Consider the following 19417-nt stretch of genomic DNA (forward strand, 5'->3'; position numbering starts at 1 on the left):
CTATACCTCGTTCTCGGCGCGGGGCCGCATGGGGATGGAGGCGCCGATCAGGACTGGCTGTTGGCTGGCGCGCGTCTTTTCCTCCGCAGTGGCAGGGCGCATCTGGCCACGCTCGTCGGAGACGAAGGTGATGGAGTCGTCCTTTTGGTCGGGTGCGTTCACGAAGGAACGGAACCGGCGCAGGCGCTCGGGGTCCTTGAGGGTGTCCGCCCACTCGTCAACGTAGGTATCGACGTGCTTGGCCATGGCGGCTTCGAGCTCCTCGGCGATGCCCAGGGTGTCCTTGACCACCACGTCCTCGACGTGCTTGATGCCGCCGTCGAGCTCTTCCTGCCAGCGTGCGGTGCGCTGCAGGCGGTCCGCGGTGCGGATGTAGTACATGAAGTAGCGGTCGATGTACTTGAGCAGGGTTTCGTCGTCGAGGTCCTTGGCCAACAGCTGGGCGTGGGCCGGGGTGGCACCGCCGTTGCCGCCGACGTACAGGTTCCAGCCGTCGGCGGTGGCGATCACGCCGACGTCCTTGCCGCGGGCCTCGGCGCATTCGCGGGCACAGCCGGAGACGCCCATCTTGAGCTTGTGCGGGCTGCGGAGGCCGCGGTACCGGAGTTCGAGCTGGATGGCCATGGCCACGGAGTCCTGAACGCCGAAACGGCACCAGGTGGAACCGACACAGGACTTCACGGTGCGCAGGCTCTTGCCGTACGCCTGGCCGGATTCGAAGCCGGCGTCCACCAGTTCCTTCCAGATTTCCGGCAGCTCTTCCAGCCGGGCACCGAACATGTCGATCCGCTGGCCGCCGGTGATCTTGGTGTACAGGTTGTACTTCTCGGCCACGGCGGCGATAACGCCGAGCTTCTTCGGGGTGATCTCGCCGCCGGCGATGCGGGGGACCACCGAGTAGGTGCCGTCCTTCTGCATGTTCGCGAGGGCGCGGTCGTTGGTGTCCTGCAGGGTGCCGCGGCCGGCATCCAGGACGTAGGCGCTGTTCTGGCTGGCCAGGATGTTGGCGATGGTGGGCTTGCAGATATCGCAGCCGGCACCCGTGCCGTACTTGGCCATGATCTCCTCGAAGGAGGTCAGTTCCAGGACGCGGATGGCGTCGAAGAGTTCCTGACGGGACAGCTCGATGTGCTCGCAGAGTGCCTTGGAGACCTCGACGCCGGACTTGGTGAGTTCGGTTTCCAGCAGCTTCTTGAGCATCGGCACGCAGGATCCGCAGCTGGTGCCGGCGCGGGTGCAGCCCTTGAGCTCGCCAAGCTCCTGGACGGGGGCGTTGCCGTCGCAGGCGCCGCAGCCGTTGATGGTGTCGCGGATGGTGCCGGCGGCCACGTTGTTGCAGGAACAAAGGATGGCGTCGTCCGGGAGTTCGGTGTCCGGGGCGTCGCCGCCGCCGGCCGCCGTGAGGTATGCGCCCGGTTCGGCGCTGAGTTCGCGGCCGAGCAGCGGGCGCAGGCTCATGTAAGGGGATGCGTCGCCCACGAAGATGCCGCCGAGCAGGGTCTTGGCATCGTCGGTGGTGACGATCTTCTGGTAGACGCCGCGGGCGGGGTCTGCATAGACAATCTCGAGGGAGTGCTCGGTCCGGGCGAATGCGTCACCGAAGCTGGCAACGTCCACGCCGGAGAGCTTGAGCTTCGTGGCGGTGTCAAAGCCCGGGAAGGTGGCTGCGCCGCCGTGGAGGCGGTCCGCGACGATCTCGGCCATGGTGTTGGCGGGGGCAACCAGGCCCAGGCACATGCCCTCAAAGTTGGCCACTTCACCGATTGCCCAGATACCGGGGACTTCTGTGGCGCAGAAGTCGTTGATGACCACGCCGCCGCGCGGGCCCAGGCTGAACTGCGGCTCCTCGCCTTCGGCTGCGCGGAAGAGTTCGTCACGGGGCTTGACGCCGATGGCCACGATGACGAGGTCGGCGGGGATGATCCGTTCGTCCGCCATGAGGACGCCGGTGACTTGTCCGTCGTCGTCGGAAAGGACCTGCGAGGGGAACACACCGCCGTGGACCGTAAAGCCCTTGGCTTCGATGAGGCGGCCCAGCGACTGGCCCGCGCCTTCGTCCAGCTGGGTGTTCATCAGCCACGGTGCGCCGTTAATAACCACGGGAGTCGCGCCGAGCTGTTCAGTGCCTGCAGCTGACTCGAGTCCCAGGAGCCCGCCGCCGATGGTCACGGCATTGATCTTGCGGCCCAGCTTTTCCGTGAGCTCCGCGATGGCCTTGTTGATGGCCCAGACGTCCTCGAGCGTGCGGTAAACATGCACGTGCTCGGCGCCGGGGATGGGCAGGCGCATGGCGTCGGAGCCGGTGGCAACCACCAGGTCATCGTATTCAAAGATGCTGCCGGCTGCGGTCTCAACCGTCTTCGCTCCGGCATTGATCTTGACCACGCGTTCGCCGGTCTTCAATGACAGGGAAGCGTGGTCCCACATGGAGGCAGAGCCCAGGGTGAGGTCCACGCTGCTGTCCGTCAGTGCCTTGGACAGAGCCACGCGGTCATAGGGGAGGTGGGCTTCTTCCGTGAGGACCGTGACGTCCCAGCCCTCAAGGCCCCGGGTGTGCATGGCATCGGCGAAGCGGTGGGCAGCAGGGCCGCCACCGGCGACGACGATCCGGCGCGGTGCCGTCTGGGGTGAAGTCTGTTCGGTCACTGTGGGCCTTTCGCATGTGCCGCAGACGATGTTCTGCGACTTTCTCTGACGAGGTGTCCATCCAGACTAGGTAGCCGCAGTTTCGCTTCAGTTTCCCTTATGTTTCGTAGGCTTAACTTCTGCATCACGAACGCGTTTCCGAGCGGGTGAGGTCTCTTTTACGCGCCGGACACATTCACTGCACGCCTCTGAAACACCCGTTGCCTAAGTTGTTTGGTACGGCCATAGAGGTGGCCAATAAAGCACGGGGAGAGGAGCCGGACATGACGGCAACACTGGAACTTGGGGCGCTCGCCGCCGACACCGCTACCTGGCACCGGGTCTGCGCCGTGGACGAGCTGGAGCTCGCCTGGGGCGAAGCAGCACTCATTGCGGGCCGCCAGGTGGCACTCTTCCGGACGGGCCCCAGTGAAGTTTTTGCCGTGGCCCACGAAGATCCCGCCACCGGCGCCCACGTGATGGCACGGGGCATCCTGGGTTCACGCGGCACACGACCCACCATCGCTTCGCCGCTGCACAAAGAGGTCTACGATCTGGAAACCGGTGAATGCTTCGGAACCGCCGCGGTGCGCCTGGAAACGTTCAGCACCCGCATTTCAGACGGTTTCATCGAAGTTGAGGTTTAGCGTCCCGCTAGAGCCCGAGCGCCTCGCGGACATCACCGAGCACATGGTCCAGGGCGGAACGGGCTGCCTGCCGGGCTTCGGGCAGTTCGGCAGCTGACTCAACCGGGAGGATGACCTCCAGGTAGCACTTGAGCTTTGGCTCGGTGCCGCTGGGCCGGATGATGACCCGGGTGTTGTCCCGGGTCAGATACAGCAGGCCATCGGTGGGCGGCAGGTGCCCGCTCCCTTCGGCCAGGTCCACAAAAGTTTCAACAGCGGACGAACCGAACGAACCGGGCGGGCTCACCCGGAGCCGGTTCATCATGGCGTCCAGCAGGCCCAGATCCGCCACCCGGATGCTCAGTTGGTCGCCGGCGTGCAGACCGTGCTGAAGGTAGAGCTCATCCAGGGTGTCGAAGATGGTTTTTCCGTCCGCCTTGGCGGTGGCAGCCATTTCCGCGATGAGGACAGCGGCAGAGATCCCGTCCTTGTCCCGGACCAGGTCCGGTGCAACGCAATAGCCCAGGGCTTCCTCGTAGCCGTAAACCAGCCCGGGCACCCGGGAAATCCATTTGAACCCGGTCAGTGTTTCCTCATGCTCGTATCCTGCCGCGGCGGCGATACGGGAGAGCAGGCGCGAGGACACAATCGAGTTGGCGAAGACGCCGGCCCCTTCACCAGTGCCAAGTTCGTCCGCGCTGCCTGACGCTTGGTGTGGCCCGGCCGCCAGCCGGGCCACAATGTGTGCTCCCAGCAGCGCGCCAACCTCGTCGCCGCGGAGCATACGCCAAACGCCGGTGTCCGGATCTTTGGCCGCCACTGCAGCGCGGTCCGCATCCGGATCGTTGGCCAGGACAATATCGGCGTCGACGCGGACGGCAGTTTCCAGGGCCAGGTCCAGCGCGCCGGGTTCTTCCGGATTGGGAAAGCTCACCGTGGGAAAGTCGGGATCCGGCTCAGCCTGTTCAGCCACCAAGGTGACATCGGCAAAGCCGGCAGAATTAAGCACCGCCACGGCAGTTTCGCCGCCCACACCGTGCATGGGGGTCAGGACAATCCGCAGGTCACGGGACGGGAAGCGGCGCGCATCGGCGAGTGCCGCCGTCGCGCGTTCATAATCCGCCGCAACCGACGGGTCCAGGACCGCCCAGCCGTCGGCCGCCAGGGTGATGGATTCCAGGGCGCCCACGGCATCGATCCGCGCCGCGATCCTGGCGTCGTAGGGGGCCACGATCTGCGCTCCGCGGCCGCTGCGCTCCACGGCATGACGGCCCAGATACACCTTGTAGCCGTTGTCCTGCGGGGGATTGTGGCTGGCGGTCACCATCGCACCGCCGTCGCAATTGAGGGCCCGCACAGCGAATGCGAGCAGCGGGGTGGGCAGTGCGGACGGCATCAGGAACGTTTCGATCCCGGCGGCCGTAAAGATGGCCGCCGTTTCCTCGGCGAAGATGTCGGAGTTGTAGCGGGCGTCATAGCCGACGACGGCGCGTGGCCGGGTCCCGGGGGCGGCCTCACCCACCGCATCAACCAGGAAGTCGGCGAGGCCGGCGGCGGCGCGGCGCACCACCACGCGGTTCATGCGGTTCGGCCCTGCGCCCAGGGCGGCGCGGAGGCCTGCGGTGCCGAACTGAAGGGTGCCGTTGAAGCTGTCGGCCAGCTCCTGTGATGCTGCGGGGGAGCCCTCCTCCGCGAGTTGCAGCAGCTCGGTGAGCTCTGCGGCTGTGGCGGGATCCGGATCTTTGGCCGCCCATTCGCGGGCTTGGCTGAACAAGGAAGCGGCATCGGAGGACATCATGCGGTCAACGCTATCGTCATTGCTTCAGGAACTGTGCCTGAACACCCACCTGTGACAGCGGAAACCAGTGGAATCCTTGCCGTAGATTTTCTGGACAAGTAATGTCGCGGATATGAAACTGGGCCAGGGTGTTGAGTGGGGGCTGCACAGCTGCGTCAACATGTCCTGGACCGTGCCGGGGGAGGCTGTCAGCAGTGCACGCCTGGCCGAATTTTACAAGCTTTCCGCCGCGTACCTGAACAAACAGCTCCAGGCCCTGGTGCGGGCCGGGATCCTTACCTCGGTGTCCGGGCCGCGGGGCGGCTTCTCGCTGGCCAGGCGTCCGGACCGGATTTCCGTCCTTGACGTGGTCCTCGCCATCGAAGGAAGTGACCATGCCTTCCGGTGCGAAGGCATCGCCAAGGACGCCCCGGGCGGGGGCATGGACGCCGACTACGCCCGCACGTGCCTCATCTCCCAGACCATGCGCCACGCCGAAGTCACCTGGCGGACTGAGCTGTCCCGGCAGAGCATTGCCGGGATCGCCCAGTCCATCGAGCGCCGGTTTCCCGAAGCCCGGGAGGCCACGGTCAGTCAACTTATGGGCACCAGATCGTGACCAGCCCAGAGGCAACGCGGGGTCACTTAGCGCCCGTTACAAGGCCTCGGATGGGCGATAAGTGACCCCGCGTTGCGCTAAAGCTTGGCGATGATGCCCGCCAGCAATTTGGAGATCCGCGGTCCGGCGGCCTGGCCGGACTCGATGACTTCCTGGTGGCTCAGCGGCATGGCGCTGATCCCGGCCGCAAGGTTGGTGACCAGCGAAATTCCGAATACTTCCATGCCTGCGTGGCGGCCGGCGATCGCTTCCAAAGCAGTGGACATGCCCACCAGGTCCGCGCCGATCCGCTTGGCGTACTGGACCTCGGCCGGCGTTTCGTAGTGCGGCCCGCTGAACTGGGCATAGACGCCCTCGTCCAGCGAGGCGTCCACTTCGCGGGCGAGGGCGCGGATGCGTGAGCTGTAAAGATCTGTCAGGTCAACAAACGTTGCGCCTTCCAGCGGGGACGTGGCGGTGAGGTTGATGTGATCTTTGATGAGTACCGGGGTGCCCGGCGTCCAGCTTTCGTTCAGTCCGCCGCAGCCGTTGGTGAGGACCAGGGTTTTGCAGCCGGCGGCCGCGGCGGTGCGGATGCCGTGGACCACGGCGCGGACGCCTTTGCCTTCGTAGTAGTGCGTCCGTGCACCCAGGACCAGCGCGCGTTTGCCTTCTTTGGTCAGGACCGAGCGGATGGTGCCCACATGGCCCTCCACCGCCGGGGCATGGAAGCCCGGGACGGTGTCAGCGGTCAGGGTGGCGGTGGTCTCGCCGATGAGGTCGGCGGCTTCGGCCCAGCCTGAGCCCAGGACGAGGGCGATGTCGTGGCTGTCAACCCCCGTCTCGCGGGCGATGTAGTCAGCAGCGGAGCGCGCGGCGGCGAAAGGGTCCGTGTTCTGGAAGTCTGTATTACTCACTGGTACAAGTTATCGTGCTGCTGCCGCTGTGCACAGTGGCAACAGCGGTGCTCCAGGCCGCGGCCGGCACCGTGACGGGCCACTCTTTTATTGGTGGTCCCTGCGCTGATGCGGGACAATGGTTGATTGTGACTACGCACCCTGATTTCAGCTCCCCCCGGATCGCAATCCTCGGAGGTGGCCCCGGCGGATACGAAGCCGCTATGGTCGCTGCCTCGCTGGGAGCGCAGGTCACCATCATTGAACGCGCGGGCATGGGCGGCTCGGCTGTGCTGACCGACGTCGTGCCTTCCAAGACCCTGATCGCGACGGCGGACCTGATGACCCGCGTCGGTGAGGCCGGGGAGCTGGGAGTGAAGTTCGACGTCGACGGCGGCGACTTTGTGCCGGCGATGCGCGCCGACCTCAAACACATCAACGACCGCCTGCTGGGCCTTGCCCGCCAACAGTCCACCGACATCTCCAGTGGGCTGGAGCACCAGAACGTCCGCATCCTGCTTGGTTCGGGCAAACTCCTGGACAACCACACCATTGAAGTCCTGACAGCTGGCGGCACCGAAATCGTGGAAGCTGACACCATTCTGCTGGCCGTCGGCGCGCACCCCCGCGAGCTGCCCACCGCGCGGCCGGACGGGGAACGCATCCTGAACTGGGCGCAGATCTACAACCTTGATGAGCTTCCCGAGGATCTGATTGTGGTGGGCTCCGGTGTGACCGGTGCCGAGTTTGCCTCCGCCTACAACGGCCTTGGCTCCAAGGTCACCCTGATCTCCAGCCGCGACCGGGTGCTGCCCGGCTCTGACACCGACGCCGCGGAGGTGCTGGAGGAAGTCTTCGAGCGCCGCGGTGTGCGCGTGCTGTCCCGCGCCCGTGCCGAAACCGTCGAACGGACCGACGACGGCGTGGTGGTCACCCTCGGTGACGGATCGAAAGTCACCGGCAGCCACTGCCTGGTATGCGTGGGTTCCATCCCGAACACCGCCGGCATCGGCCTTGAAGAGGCCGGCGTGGCCCTCACCGAGAGCGGCCATATAAAGGTCGACGGCGTCTCCCGCACCACCTCACCGAACATCTACGCCGCGGGCGACTGCACCGGCGTGCTGGCCTTGGCCTCGGTGGCCGCAATGCAGGGCCGGATCGCGATCGCACATTTCCTGGGCGACAGCGTGATGCCGCTCAAGCTTCACCAGGTGGCGTCCAACATCTTCACCTCACCCGAGATCGCGAATGTGGGGGTCTCCGAGGCCGAGATCCAGTCCGGCAAATACCAGGGCGACATCGTCAAACTCTCGCTCAAGAGCAATGCCCGCGCCAAAATGCGCAATCACAAGGACGGCTTCGTTAAGATCTTCGCCCGTAAGGGCTCCGGCACAGTGATTGGCGGCGTTGTGGTGGGGCCCAACGCTTCCGAGCTGATCTTCGCCATCTCCCTTGCGGTCACCCAGAAGCTCCACGTCGACGACGTAGCCAACACCTTCACGGTCTACCCATCGTTGAGCGGGTCCATCTCGGAAGCGGCGCGGCGCCTGCACGTCCACATGTAAATGAGTTGCGGTAGCGTGGGGGGCATGACTACAGCTCTGGAGCGGCCACGCCGTGGAAAAATCATCGGTGGCGTTTGTGCCGCCCTGTCAGCCCGGTTCGGGCTCCCGAAGTTCCTGGTCAGGCTCGGTTTTGTGATCTTTGGCCTGGTGGGAATCGGGGAGCTGGTCTACATCGCCCTGTGGATTATGATCCCCAAGGCCCCGGCCTGAAGACCGCCCGGATTCCCGGCCCCGACGCCTAAGCCAGGGCGTAGGGCGGTACAGTGCTCCCGGCTGCAAACGGGGTGAACCAGCCCTTGATACTGAGGTTCCCGGCGTCGATTTCCGGAAGGTCGGGGCAGTCCGAGTAGAGGGCTGGACTATCGGCTTCTTCCAACAGGACTTCCTCGACCTGCGCCCGCCAGTCTTCCGGGAGATCGAGTTCATAGATGTCCTCGGTGATTTCCGCCTGATCGAGCAGGCAGCGGACGGCGAGTTCGGCTGCGAGGCATCCGGGGGCTGTCCAGCCGCGGACCAGCGATGCCGTTACATCGGAAGCCACCACGATGAACCTTTGGGTGAACTTGGCGTCGTAGCTGGCGGCGAACCGAGGCGGCAGCGAGGACAGCACAGAGGTCCCGGCGACGTCAGACGGAGTAACCGCATCCAGGGCGGTCAGGGTCCCCAGATCGCGGAAGAGCTGGTCAACGAGAACGCCCGACGAGTTCCACAGGAGTCCTGCCAGCACGAGTGTCTGGCTCACGGCTGTTTTCCGGTCTTCCGGCGAGACCGCGGCCATTTCGTCCAGGTCTTCGGGTTCGAACTGCAGCCGCTGCTCCGGCGTCATGTCATCCGGGTGCGGGTCAAGACCCAACAATTCCAGGCTCAGCCCCGTCAGTTTTCTGGCGTCGGCCAGCAGCTCTTCGGTGATGTCGTCTTCTTCGTCGGCATTCATGGCCACGATGTTACCTGCCGCCCGCGGTCGTCCCCGATTCGCGTTACGCGGACATGTCCGGGCTTCCCGGCTTCAGGACGACTCAGGCGGCGGGAGCCGCCTGGAAGTGTTTTTCGATGAGCCCCTTGATGTCCTCGTGGCAGCCGCCGCAGCCGGTGCCGGCGCGGGTCGCCTTGGACACCTCGGCCACGGTGGAGCAGCCATCCGCCACGGCACCCTGGATCTTGGTGCCGCTGACACCGGCGCAGCGGCATACGGTTTCTTCCGGGTCCGCGGGACCGGATGCGGCCAGCTGGTCCGGACCGTCCAGCCGCAGCAGCAGGGACCTGTCGGCCGGCAGTTCCGCGCCGCGCTCAAACAGTCCCACGAGCTCGGCGGCGGTCCGCGGCATGCCCACGGCCACCAGGCCTTCCAGCACTCCGCCGCGGGTGGTCATCTTGACGTAGCGGCCGTGTTCCGGATCTGCCCACTGGGCGATCTGCAGCCGCGGCCGGCCGTTCACGGCACCAGCGGTGAGGGCTTCTTCATCCCACGGCTCGGCACCGTTGTCCCCGGCCACCGCCATGTTCATGCCGCGGGCCTTGAGCACAATCACGCCGGCCTGTTCCTGGGGCAGCTCCTGCAGCGCGTCGGCCTGCTCCTGTGTGCCGGTGGCCAGCCTGGTCAGGTATTCGGCCAGCCATTCGGCCTGCCGCCACCCGGGACCCACCAGGCCGGACGGGCCCTTCGCCGTGCGGCATTCACCGCAGGCTGGGTCCGGGCAACGGACTTCGGCGCAGTCGCCGATCGCGAAGATGTGCGGCTCGTGGTGGGCCCGCAGCCGGTGGTCCACCAGGATGCCGATGCCGGTGGACAGACCGCAGCCTTCGGCGAGCTCGGTCCTGGGACGGACGCCGCAGGAGAGGACCAGGAGGTCGCCGTCGATCGCCGAACCGTCATTGAGCAGCAGCGCCGAGAACCCGCCGTCGGGCGCGTTGTGCTCCACCCCGGTGGACCGGGCATTGCCGGCCATTCGGACGCCGCACCGGCGCAGGCTGGCCGCGAGGACCGCTCCGCCGCCGCGGTCGATGGTGCGGCCCAGGGGGTGCGGCCCGTTGTGTACCACCGTGACGGTGGCGCCTTCCTCGGCAGCGGCGAGGGCTGTTTCGAGGCCAAGGACGCCGCCGCCGAGCACCACAACGCGCTTGCCGCCGTCGACGGCCTGCTTGAGCACGGCAGCGTCCCGGAGGTCCCGGAGCGCGGTCACGCCGGCCGGAAGGACGGGGGAAGCGGGATCGGGGTTGATGCCGGTCAGGTTGGGGATAACGGGCCGGGAACCGGTGGCGAAGACCAGCCGCTCATAGTGGATGGAGGTGCCGTCGGTGAGAAGTACCTGCTGGCGGGCCCGGTCCACACGGCGGACGCGCACACCGAGCCGGACGTCCACGCCGTCGGCGGCCAGGGCTGCCGCGTCGGAGAGGGCCAGGGCGTCGGCGGTGGTGCGTCCGACGCCGAGGTCGGCCACCAGCACACGGTTGTACGCGGCCTCTGCCTCTTCGCCCACGACGGTCAGGCTGACGTGCCCGTCGCGGACCGCGGGCAGCAGTTCATCGATCAGGCGGGCAGCCACCGGGCCGAAACCAACAACGACAATCTGCTCACTCATGAGGCCTCCGATGTCTGAAGAACACTGTTCTGAAGTCCGGTTGCGACCGCCCGGACCCACACCTTGTTGAACTTGAATTCGGGCATCCCGGAAATGGGATCCGTTGCCGCCTCGGTGAGGCGGTTCGCGCTTTCCAGTTCCGGAAAATGGAACGGCAGGAAGACTGTCTCGGGACGGATCGCGGTGCTGAGTTCCGCCCGGCACACCACCTCGCCGCGTTCATTGGCCACCGAGACAAATGCACCCTCGGTGATGCCCATGGCGGCAGCGGCAGCGGGGTGGATCTGCATTTTCGCTTCAGGCTGGCTGGCCAGCAGCTCAGACACCCGCCGGGTCTGAGCTCCGGACTGGTAGTGCTCCAGGAGGCGGCCGGTGATCAGGGTCATGGTTTTCGCGGCCGGGTCCGGATTGGCGTCCGGCGTACGACGGCGGCGGGGCGTCACCGGGGTCATGACCGCCATGCCGCCGGCGTGGGCGAACGTATCCAGGAAGAGCCGGGGCGTGCCGGTGCTCCCCGCAGGGTAGGGCCAGTAGGCGGCTTCGCCGCGGTCCAGCATGGCGTAGTCGATGCCGGAGTAGTCGGCGTGCCCGCCGGCGGAGGCCAGCCGCAGTTCCTCAAAGACCGTTTCCGGATCTTCGCTATACGTGGACGGGGCTTCGAGGGCTTCGGCGAGCCGGGCCATGATCCACAGTTCGCTGCGCGCCCCGGCGGGCGGCTGCAGGGCGCGGCGGCGGCGGAGCACGCGTCCCTCCAGGTTGGTGAGCGTGCCCTCCTCCTCGGCCCACTGCAGGACCGGGAGGATGAGGTCGGCTTCGGCGGCCGTCTCGGACATAAAGAAGTCGCAGACCACCAGGAAGTCCAGGCTGCGGAGCCCGGCAATGACGGCGTTCGCGTCGGGGGAGGCCACCGCGATGTTGGAGGCGTGCACAAAAAGGCACCGGACGCCGTCGGGCTGCCCCAGCGACTTCAGCAACTGGACGGCGGGCAGCCCGGGCCCGGGAATGGTTTCCTCCGGGACGCCCCAGACGCCGGCCATATGGGCGCGGGCCGCGGGATCGGTGATCTTGCGGTAGCCGGGGAGCTGGTCGGCCTTCTGGCCGTGCTCGCGGCCGCCCTGGCCGTTGCCCTGGCCGGTCAGGGTGCCGTAGCCGCTGCGGCGTGAGCCGGGCAGTCCCAGCAGGAGGCTGAGGTTGATCGCGGCGGTGGCGGTGTCCGTGCCGTCCACGTGCTGTTCCACGCCGCGGCCGGTCAGGATGTAGCTCCCGCCCTTGCCCGCGCCGTCGGCAAGCCTGCGGGCGGTTTCCCGGATGAGCTCCGCCGGGACGCCGGTGAGGGACTGGACACGTTCGGGCCAGAACGAGTTGACGCTGCGGACCACGGCCTCATAGCCGGTGGTGCGTGCCGCGATGAAGTCCTGGTCGGCAAGGCCTTCGTGGATGATCACGTGTGAGAGGCCCAGTAGGAGGGTGAGGTCGGTGCCCGGCAGGGGCTGGAGGTGGAGGCCGCCGCCGTCGGCCGTGAACTTCGCCGTGGCTGAACGGCGGGGATCCACCACGATCAGCCCGCCGGCGTCGCGGGCGCCCTGGAGGTGCTGCACAAACGGCGGCATGGTTTCGGCGACGTTGGAGCCGAGCATCATGATGGTGCTGGCGGAGTCCAGGTCTGCCAGCGGGAACGGGAGGCCGCGGTCCAGGCCGAAGGCACGCATCCCGGCGGCCGCGGCGGAGGACATGCAGAAACGGCCGTTGTAGTCGATGCGCGAGGTGCCCAGGGCCAGGCGGGCGAACTTGCCCAGCATGTAGGCCTTCTCGTTGGTGAGGCCACCGCCGCCGAAAACCCCGACGGCGTCCTTGCCGTAGCGTGCCTGTGTGTCCTTCACGGCGGTGCTGACCAGCGCCAGCGCCTGGTCCCAGCCGATGGGGTGATGGACGCCGTCGGCCCCCTTGAGCAGCGGTTCGGTGACCCGTCCGGGGTGGTTCAGGAGCGTGGCGGAGGTCCAGCCTTTGCGGCAGAGGCCGCCGCGGTTGGTGGGGAAGTCCCGGCCGCTTACTTCGAGGAGGGGGGCCTTCAGGAGGGAGGCGTCTGCAGCGGCCAGCGCTGCGGATTCAGCCGGCACGGGGACTGACCCCGGCTCGGAAGCCGGGGTCAGTTCCGCTGGTGACGTGAGCGTCATGGCGCACTGCAGGGCGCAGTAAGGGCAGTGCGTGTCGGCGCTTTTGGTCATGTTAGACGTGTCCCATCGCGTTTCGGTTGGCGTTGCGGATGTAGAAGAACCAGCAGACCGCCAGCATCACTACGTAGGCTCCGACGAATCCGTAGAAGGCCGGGGTGTAGGAACCGCTGGCCGTGTTGGAAGCGTTCAGGACCTGCGGGATAACGAAGCCGCCATAAGCGCCGATGGCCGAGATGAGTCCGAGAGCAGACGACGCGAGCCGCTGGGTCTGCACGGTGCTGGCACCGGACATTGCTGCCCGGCTGGACGTGGCGAAGATGATGGGGATCATCCGGTAGGTTGCGCCGTTGCCGAAGCCGCTGGCGGTGAAGAGCATCAGGAACAGGACCAGGAAGAGCCAGAAGTTCTTCAGCGGCAGGGTCCAGATCATGGTCAGGGTGATGACGGCCATCGCGGCAAAGGCTGCGACAGTCATCCGTGCCCCGCCCATGCGGTCAGCCATGCGTCCGCCGTAGGGGCGGGCGAGTGAACCGACCAGCGGGCCGAGGAAGGCCAGCGAGAGTGCCACGGTGCCGACTCCGATGGAGGAGAACGCCGGGAAGTAGTCCTTGATGAGCTTGGGGAACACTCCGGCGAAGCCGATGAACGAACCGAAGGTACCGATGTACAGCAGCGCCATGATCCACAGGTGCGGTTCCTTCAGTGCTGCGACCGAGCCGGCCACGTCACCCTTGGCGCTGGTGAGGTTGTCCATGTACTTCCAGGCACCGAAGGCGGCGATCAGGATGAAGGGGATCCACATCCAGCCGGCCATGGGCAGGTTGACGCTGCCGACGGCCACCAGTGTGATCACAATCGGGACGGCGAGCTGTGCAACGGCTGCACCCATGTTGCCGCCTGCGGCGTTCAGGCCCAGGGCCCAGCCCTTCTCCCGTGCCGGGTAGAAGAACGTGATGTTGGCCATCGAGCTGGCGAAGTTGCCGCCGCCGAAGCCTGCCAGTGCTGCCACGAAGAGCATGACGCCGAACGGGGTTTCCGGGTTGGAGACGCAGAGTCCCAGGCCGACGGAGGGGATCAGGAGGAGGAGCGCCGACACGATGGTCCAGTTCCGGCCGCCGAAGCGGGGGACCATAAAGGTGTAGGGGATCCGGAGCGTGGCGCCTACCAGGCTGGGCATCGAGATCAGCCAGAAGATTTCCGAGGTGGTGAACGTGAAGCCGGCTGCAGGAAGCTGGACCACCACGATGGACCAGAGCTGCCAGACCACAAAGCCGAGGAACTCGGCGAAGATGGACCAGTTCAGGTTGCGGCGGGCGATGGTCCGGCCGCCGGACTCCCACTGCTCTTTGTTCTCGGCGTTCCAGTTGGCGATCCAGCGGCCTGGACGGAACTCAAGGGCGGGGGCGTCGGTTGTACTGGTGGAGGGCTGCGGGCTGGCGGATGAGGACACGCCTCCGTGCAGCGGGTCGGTGTCAATATCTACGGAATTGCCGGGGCCGGCATTTGCGCTGCGGTCAACAGTCACGGTGGACCTCCTCATGGGGGATGTTGTTCTTCCAAGGTAGAGAAGGCGCGTTTCGTGGACGGTCGCGGTTTGTTAACGCGCTGTGACATTTGCCTATCGGCAGCCATCCGGCGGCGTGAGGAGAGTTAACGGACCAAAGGATGAGACGTGGACCACGGGTCCATATGATGGACCTTTTGTCCATTGACTGGACGGCCGGAACTAATATTGAGCTCTAACTACTGCATGCCGGACCTTACCGGGCCCGGCCGGTCCTCAGGAAAGTGCTCATATGTCATCCAGTCAAACCACCGCGGAGCCAAAATCCCCCAAGGCGGTGAACTCACGCGGCCGCGTGATTGTGGCCAGCCTGATCGGCACCACCGTTGAGTTCTACGATTTCTACGTCTACGCGACCGCCGCCGTGCTGGTCTTCCCGTCACTGTTCTTCCCCAACCAGAACGAGACCACCCAGCTGCTGAGCTCCTTCGCTGTCTTTGGTGTGGCCTTTGTTGCCCGCCCGCTGGGATCCATCGTCTTTGGCCACTTCGGCGACAAATTCGGCCGCAAGGGCACCCTGGTGGCCTCGTTGCTGACCATGGGCATTGCCACGTTCCTGATCGGCTGCCTGCCCACTGCACTGGTCCCCGGCTGGCAATTCTGGGCCCCGGCACTGCTCGTTGTTATGCGCTTCGCCCAGGGCCTCGCCCTTGGCGGCGAATGGAGCGGCGCTGCCCTCCTGGCCACCGAAAACGCCCCGGCCAACAAGCGCGCAATCTACGGCACGTTCCCGCAGCTCGGAGCACCCATAGGCTTCATCATCGCGAACGTGATCTTCCTGGTGGCCAGCTACACGCTGACGCCGGCCGACTTCCTGGCCTGGGGCTGGCGCGTGCCGTTCCTGCTCAGCGCCGTCATGGTGATCATCGGCCTGTACGTCCGCCTGAAACTGATCGAAACCCCTGCCTTTACCAAGGTGCTCGAATCCAACGAGGTGGCCAAGTTGCCGCTGGCCCGGGTCTTCAAGTCCAGTGGCCGTCCGCTCATCCTGGGCACGTTCATCATGCTCGCCACGTACGTTCTCTTCTACCTGATGACCACGTTCACGCTGACTTACGGAACCCGCGCCTCCAACCTGGATGCCGCCAAGGCTGCCGCCGAGAAGGCCGGCAAACCAATGTCCGAGGCCGCAGCGGCAGCGTTTGTTCCCGGCCTGGGCTTCAACCGCAACGACTTCCTCTGGATGCTGATTGCCGGCGTCGTCTTCTTCGGCATCTTCACCCTGGTTTCAGGGCCGCTGGCGGAGAAGTACGGCCGCCGCAAGATGCTGCTGACCGTCACAGGTGGCATCTTCGTCTTCGGCCTGCTGTTCGTTCCGCTGTTCAGCGGCGGCTTTGTGGGCACCATGGCCCTGCTGATCATCGGCTTCTCGCTGATGGGCCTTACCTTCGGCCCCATGGGTGCGCTGCTGCCCGAACTGTTCCCAACCAACGTGCGCTACACGGGCTCCGCCGTCAGTTACAACGTGTCCAGCATCCTGGGTGCTGCGGTGGCTCCGTTTATCGCCGTCGCGCTTTGGGAGCTGGCTGACGGCAGCCCTGTCCTGGTGGGTGTCTACCTGACCGCGATGTCGGTACTGACGCTGATCGCGCTGTTCGTCAGCAAGGAAACCCGCGACCTGGACTACGAGAACAACGTAGCCTGACGCTCCGCCGTCGGGCGTTCCAGCCCGGTTGCTGACGGAACTGCCCGGCATGTTCCCCGTTATTGCGGGGAACATGCCGGGCATTGCTGTGTCCGGGGCAGGCGCACCTGCGCAGGACACAGTGGAACGCGCGACGGCGGCGCCCGCCTACCAGCGCGGAGCTCAGCCGGCGTAGCGGGCCACGAAGTTCTTCAGAATGGTCATGGGCTCGGTGACGGTGAAGGTACGGGCGGCTGCCATCAGTTCCTCGGCGGATTCCGGCGGGAAGTAGCCGGCATGCCGGTAGATGTCGATCCTGGTGACCAGGCCCTCCGCGTCCAGCTCAGGGTGGAACTGCGTGGCGTACAGGTTCTGCTTGATCCGGAACATGTGGACGGGGCACGCCAAGGAGGATGCCAGCAGCACGGCGTGGGAGGGCAGCGATGAACAGGCTTCCTTGTGTCCGGTGAAGGCGGTGAAGCGGCGTGGCATCCCGCGCAGGAGCGGATCCGCGAGCCCTGCCTGCGTCAGCTCGATTTCCACCCCGCCCAACTGTTCGCCGAAGGTCCTGTCGATGACGGCGCCCTGGTGCCTTCCCAGTGTCCCAACCCCGTAGCAGGCGCCCAGGAAGGGAAAGTCCTGTTCCACGATCCGGTCCAACAGCCCGGCCAGCTCACGCTCTACGCGGTGCTGGGTGGCGCTTTTCTTCTCCGCGGGGTCGCTGGAGGTAAACGGACTGCCGCCCACAATCACGCCTGAGTATTCGGCCAGGTCAAGGTGCGGCAGGGGCGCGGCTTCAAGCCGGACGCGCCGTAGCTGCTCCGGCACCAGGCCGCCGTACCTCAGGTACGCGGCGTACTCGTCTTCAGCGGCGGCGTCTTCGGCCCGGGAGGCCAGGAGCAGGAAAGGCTTCACACGCTAAGTGTGCCTTTGGCCCCAGCCCGGCGCCAGAGCATCCCCGGCTCCAGAGCACTGTCCGGCGCCGGCGTGCCACTCAGGCCGGAGCACAGCCCAGGCGCCGGGGTGATGTCAGTGGCCGGCAGGCTGCACGAACGATCGCCGGGACTGCGGCTGTGCGGCCGGGTCTGCGTGGCGGTGGACCAGCTTCCAGTAGCCTTCTTCGCGCCGGAAGATGCTGGTCACGCGGAGCGCGAATTCCTCCGGCGCCGCGGCGCTCTCGAGGCGGGCACGGAAGTGTTCCGTTTCCACCAGGAAGGCCGTGTCACGTGCGGTGTAGGACGTGATGGTGTCGAATCCGAGCATCTCGCCGTCCTGGAACTGGCGGGACGCCTGGTCCAGCCGGGCCTCCACTTGGGCCCAACCGCGTGCGATGCCGCCGAACGGGTTGGCCAGCGTGACGTCGTCGAGCCTGGAATACAGGTCCTTGACGGCACCGGGATTCCCGCGGGTGATTTCCGGAACCGCCAGGTGGTAGCGGTCTACTTCTTCTTCAAAACTGGGTGCAAGCATAGGGGGGCCTCCGGCAGGGTCTAGTCTTCGATCGTGGCGATGACGGCGCCGGCCGAAACCGTCTCACCGGCCGCTGCGGTGAGTCCGGTGATGGTGCCGGAGCGGTGTGCGGTCAGGGGCTGTTCCATCTTCATCGCTTCAAGAACCACCACCAGGTCGCCCTCGGCCACAACGTCGCCGTTGGCCACGGCAACCTTAACGATGGTGCCCTGCATCGGGGAGGTCAGCGCGTCCCCGGCGGCGGCCGCTGCCACGCCGCCTGAACGGAGGCGCTTCTTGGACTTGCCGGCCTTGGCTCCGGAACCGGCGGTGGAGCCCGCCCCGATCGAACCTAGGGAGGCGGGCAGGACAACCTCTAGGCGCTTGCCGCCTACTTCAACCACCACACGCTGGCGTTCACCGGCGTCGCCGCCGGCGTCAGCGGTTCCGTCCGGCGTCCAGGCAGGAATGGTGTTGACGAATTCGGTTTCAATCCAGCGGGTGTGGATGCTGAAGGGCCCTTCCTCGGGCGCAAAAGCGGGGTCCGATACAACGGCGAGGTCGAAGGGGATAACGGTGGGGATTCCTCCCACCACCATTTCCTCCAAAGCGCGTCGCGAACGCTGCAGGGCCTGGGCGCGGGTGGCGCCGGTGACGATCAGCTTGGAGAGCATCGAGTCGAAGTTGCCGCTGATGACATCGCCCTCCTCCACGCCGGAATCGATCCGGATGCCGGGGCCCGTGGGGTTCTTCAGGGTGGTGATGGTGCCGGGGGCGGGCATGAAGTTGCGGCCGGGATCCTCGCCGGTGATGCGGAATTCGAAGGAGTGGCCGCGGACCTCGGGGTCGCCGTAGCCAAGCTCCTCGCCGCGCGCCAGCCGGAACTGTTCGCGGACGAGGTCGATGCCCGTGACTTCCTCAGAGACGCAGTGCTCCACCTGCAGGCGGGTGTTGACCTCGAGGAAGGAGATGGTGCCGTCCTGGCCCACCAGGAACTCGCAGGTTCCGGCGCCCTGGTAGCCGGCTTCCTTCAGGATCGCCTTGGAGGATTCGTAGAGGCGGCGGTTCTGCTCTTCCGTGAGGAACGGGGCAGGCGCTTCTTCAACGAGCTTCTGGTTGCGGCGCTGCAGCGAGCAGTCACGCGTGGAGATGACCACGACGTTGCCATGGGCGTCCGCGAGGCACTGCGTTTCGACGTGGCGCGGGGCGTCCAGGAAGCGTTCGATGAAGCACTCGCCGCGGCCAAAGGCCGCCACAGCCTCACGCACGGCAGACTCGAAGAGCTCCGGGATTTCTTCGCGGTTGCGGGCCACCTTGATGCCGCGTCCGCCGCCGCCGAAGGCTGCCTTGATGGCCACGGGCAGGCCGAACTTGTCCACGAACTCGAGGATTTCCTCGGCGGACTCCACAGGATCGGCGGTGCCGGGAACCTGGGGCGCGCCGACCTTTTCGGCGATGTGCCGGGCCTGCACCTTGTCGCCCAAAGCGGAAATTGCGGCAGGGGAAGGGCCGATCCAGGTGATGCCTGCGTCGATGACCTTCGCGGCGAACTCGGCGTTTTCGGCGAGGAAGCCGTAGCCGGGATGGATGCCGTCGGCGCCGGACTGGCGGGCCACGTCAATGATCTTGTCCATCACCAGGTAGGACTCCGCGGCGGTGTTGCCACCCAGGGAGTAGGCTTCGTCGGCAAGCCTGACATGGAGCGCGTCGCGGTCCGGATCGGCGTAGACCGCCACGGAGGCAATGCCTTCGTCGCGGGCCGCGCGGATGATGCGCACTGCGATTTCGCCCCGGTTTGCGATCAGTACCTTGGTGAGGTTCGACTGCACGGGACTAGCGGACTGCTCCAAATTTGCTGACAAGGCGTCTCCTTCTTTCCTTCAGGGAGCCTAGCGCGATTTTGTGGGTTCCGCCGATATTACTTGCGGTTTCCGCGTGTA

Annotated in this window: 15 protein-coding genes; 5 read left to right on the forward strand and 10 right to left on the reverse strand. The window is 66.1% G+C overall.

The genetic code is table 11. The annotated features are described in order from the left end of the window. Entirely contained in the window at positions 1–2646 is a 2646-nt protein-coding gene (gene nirB, locus FYJ92_RS05760; RefSeq protein ID WP_185262992.1) for a nitrite reductase large subunit NirB, read from the reverse strand. Positions 2647–2909: 263 nt separating this feature from the next. Here nirB and nirD point away from each other — a divergent pair, with 263 nt between their 5' ends. Further along, entirely contained in the window at positions 2910–3272 is a 363-nt protein-coding gene (gene nirD / locus FYJ92_RS05765) for a nitrite reductase small subunit NirD (RefSeq protein WP_185262993.1), read from the forward strand. A gap of 7 nt (positions 3273–3279) precedes the next feature. Here nirD and FYJ92_RS05770 read toward each other — a convergent pair whose 3' ends face one another. Further along, positions 3280–5049 carry a phospho-sugar mutase gene (locus FYJ92_RS05770; RefSeq protein WP_185262994.1) on the reverse strand — a complete coding sequence of 590 codons (1770 nt, stop codon included), beginning with the start codon at positions 5047–5049 and terminating at the stop codon, positions 3280–3282. A 112-nt stretch (positions 5050–5161) separates the two neighbouring features. Here FYJ92_RS05770 and FYJ92_RS05775 point away from each other — a divergent pair, with 112 nt between their 5' ends. Beyond that, positions 5162–5647 (forward strand): Rrf2 family transcriptional regulator, encoded by a 486-nt coding sequence (locus FYJ92_RS05775; RefSeq protein ID WP_185262995.1) that lies wholly within the window; start codon positions 5162–5164, stop codon positions 5645–5647. 77 nt (positions 5648–5724) lie between these two features. On the opposite strand, the gene FYJ92_RS05780 is transcribed toward FYJ92_RS05775, so the two are convergent. Then, entirely contained in the window at positions 5725–6543 is an 819-nt protein-coding gene (locus tag FYJ92_RS05780) for a purine-nucleoside phosphorylase (protein WP_185262996.1), read from the reverse strand. Between the two features lie 128 nt (positions 6544–6671). On the opposite strand from FYJ92_RS05780, the gene FYJ92_RS05785 reads away from it, so the two are divergent. Next, positions 6672–8087, forward strand: coding sequence for an NAD(P)H-quinone dehydrogenase (locus FYJ92_RS05785; protein WP_185262997.1), 1416 nt, complete (start codon positions 6672–6674; stop codon positions 8085–8087). 24 nt (positions 8088–8111) lie between these two features. After that, positions 8112–8297, forward strand: a complete 186-nt coding sequence (locus FYJ92_RS05790; RefSeq protein ID WP_185262998.1) for a PspC domain-containing protein — start codon at positions 8112–8114, stop codon at positions 8295–8297. A gap of 28 nt (positions 8298–8325) precedes the next feature. Here FYJ92_RS05790 and FYJ92_RS05795 read toward each other — a convergent pair whose 3' ends face one another. The 4 genes from FYJ92_RS05795 to FYJ92_RS05810 all read right to left on the reverse strand — a co-directional run bounded on the left by FYJ92_RS05795 (position 8326) and on the right by FYJ92_RS05810 (position 14365). Then, the gene (locus FYJ92_RS05795; RefSeq protein WP_185262999.1) at positions 8326–9021 is read right to left on the reverse strand and encodes a hypothetical protein; all 696 of its coding nucleotides are present in this window, start codon (positions 9019–9021) and stop codon (positions 8326–8328) included. Between the two features lie 82 nt (positions 9022–9103). Beyond that, positions 9104–10666, reverse strand: a complete 1563-nt coding sequence (locus tag FYJ92_RS05800; RefSeq protein ID WP_185263000.1) for an FAD-dependent oxidoreductase — start codon at positions 10664–10666, stop codon at positions 9104–9106. Further along, entirely contained in the window at positions 10663–12891 is a 2229-nt protein-coding gene (locus FYJ92_RS05805; RefSeq protein ID WP_185263001.1) for a molybdopterin oxidoreductase family protein, read from the reverse strand. The genes FYJ92_RS05800 and FYJ92_RS05805 overlap by 4 nt, the downstream gene beginning before the upstream one ends. A gap of 1 nt (position 12892) precedes the next feature. Then, positions 12893–14365: an MFS transporter gene (locus tag FYJ92_RS05810; protein WP_185263002.1), complete on the reverse strand. Its 1473-nt coding sequence runs from the start codon at positions 14363–14365 to the stop codon at positions 12893–12895. Positions 14366–14636: 271 nt separating this feature from the next. Between FYJ92_RS05810 and FYJ92_RS05815 the strand changes: the two genes are divergently transcribed. Further along, the gene (locus tag FYJ92_RS05815) at positions 14637–16049 is read left to right on the forward strand and encodes an MFS transporter (protein ID WP_185263003.1); all 1413 of its coding nucleotides are present in this window, start codon (positions 14637–14639) and stop codon (positions 16047–16049) included. Positions 16050–16211: 162 nt separating this feature from the next. Here the strand turns inward: FYJ92_RS05815 and FYJ92_RS05820 are convergent, their stop codons facing one another. The 3 genes from FYJ92_RS05820 to FYJ92_RS05830 all read right to left on the reverse strand — a co-directional run bounded on the left by FYJ92_RS05820 (position 16212) and on the right by FYJ92_RS05830 (position 19339). Beyond that, entirely contained in the window at positions 16212–16943 is a 732-nt protein-coding gene (locus tag FYJ92_RS05820; RefSeq protein ID WP_185263004.1) for a glutamine amidotransferase, read from the reverse strand. A gap of 114 nt (positions 16944–17057) precedes the next feature. Continuing rightward, positions 17058–17498, reverse strand: a complete 441-nt coding sequence (locus tag FYJ92_RS05825; RefSeq protein ID WP_185263005.1) for a nuclear transport factor 2 family protein — start codon at positions 17496–17498, stop codon at positions 17058–17060. Between the two features lie 20 nt (positions 17499–17518). Then, positions 17519–19339, reverse strand: a complete 1821-nt coding sequence (locus FYJ92_RS05830) for a biotin carboxylase N-terminal domain-containing protein (protein ID WP_185263006.1) — start codon at positions 19337–19339, stop codon at positions 17519–17521. Positions 19340–19417 lie beyond the last annotated feature (78 nt).

Source organism: Pseudarthrobacter sp. NBSH8 (assembly GCF_014217545.1).
Classification (GTDB): Bacteria; Actinomycetota; Actinomycetes; order Actinomycetales; family Micrococcaceae; genus Arthrobacter.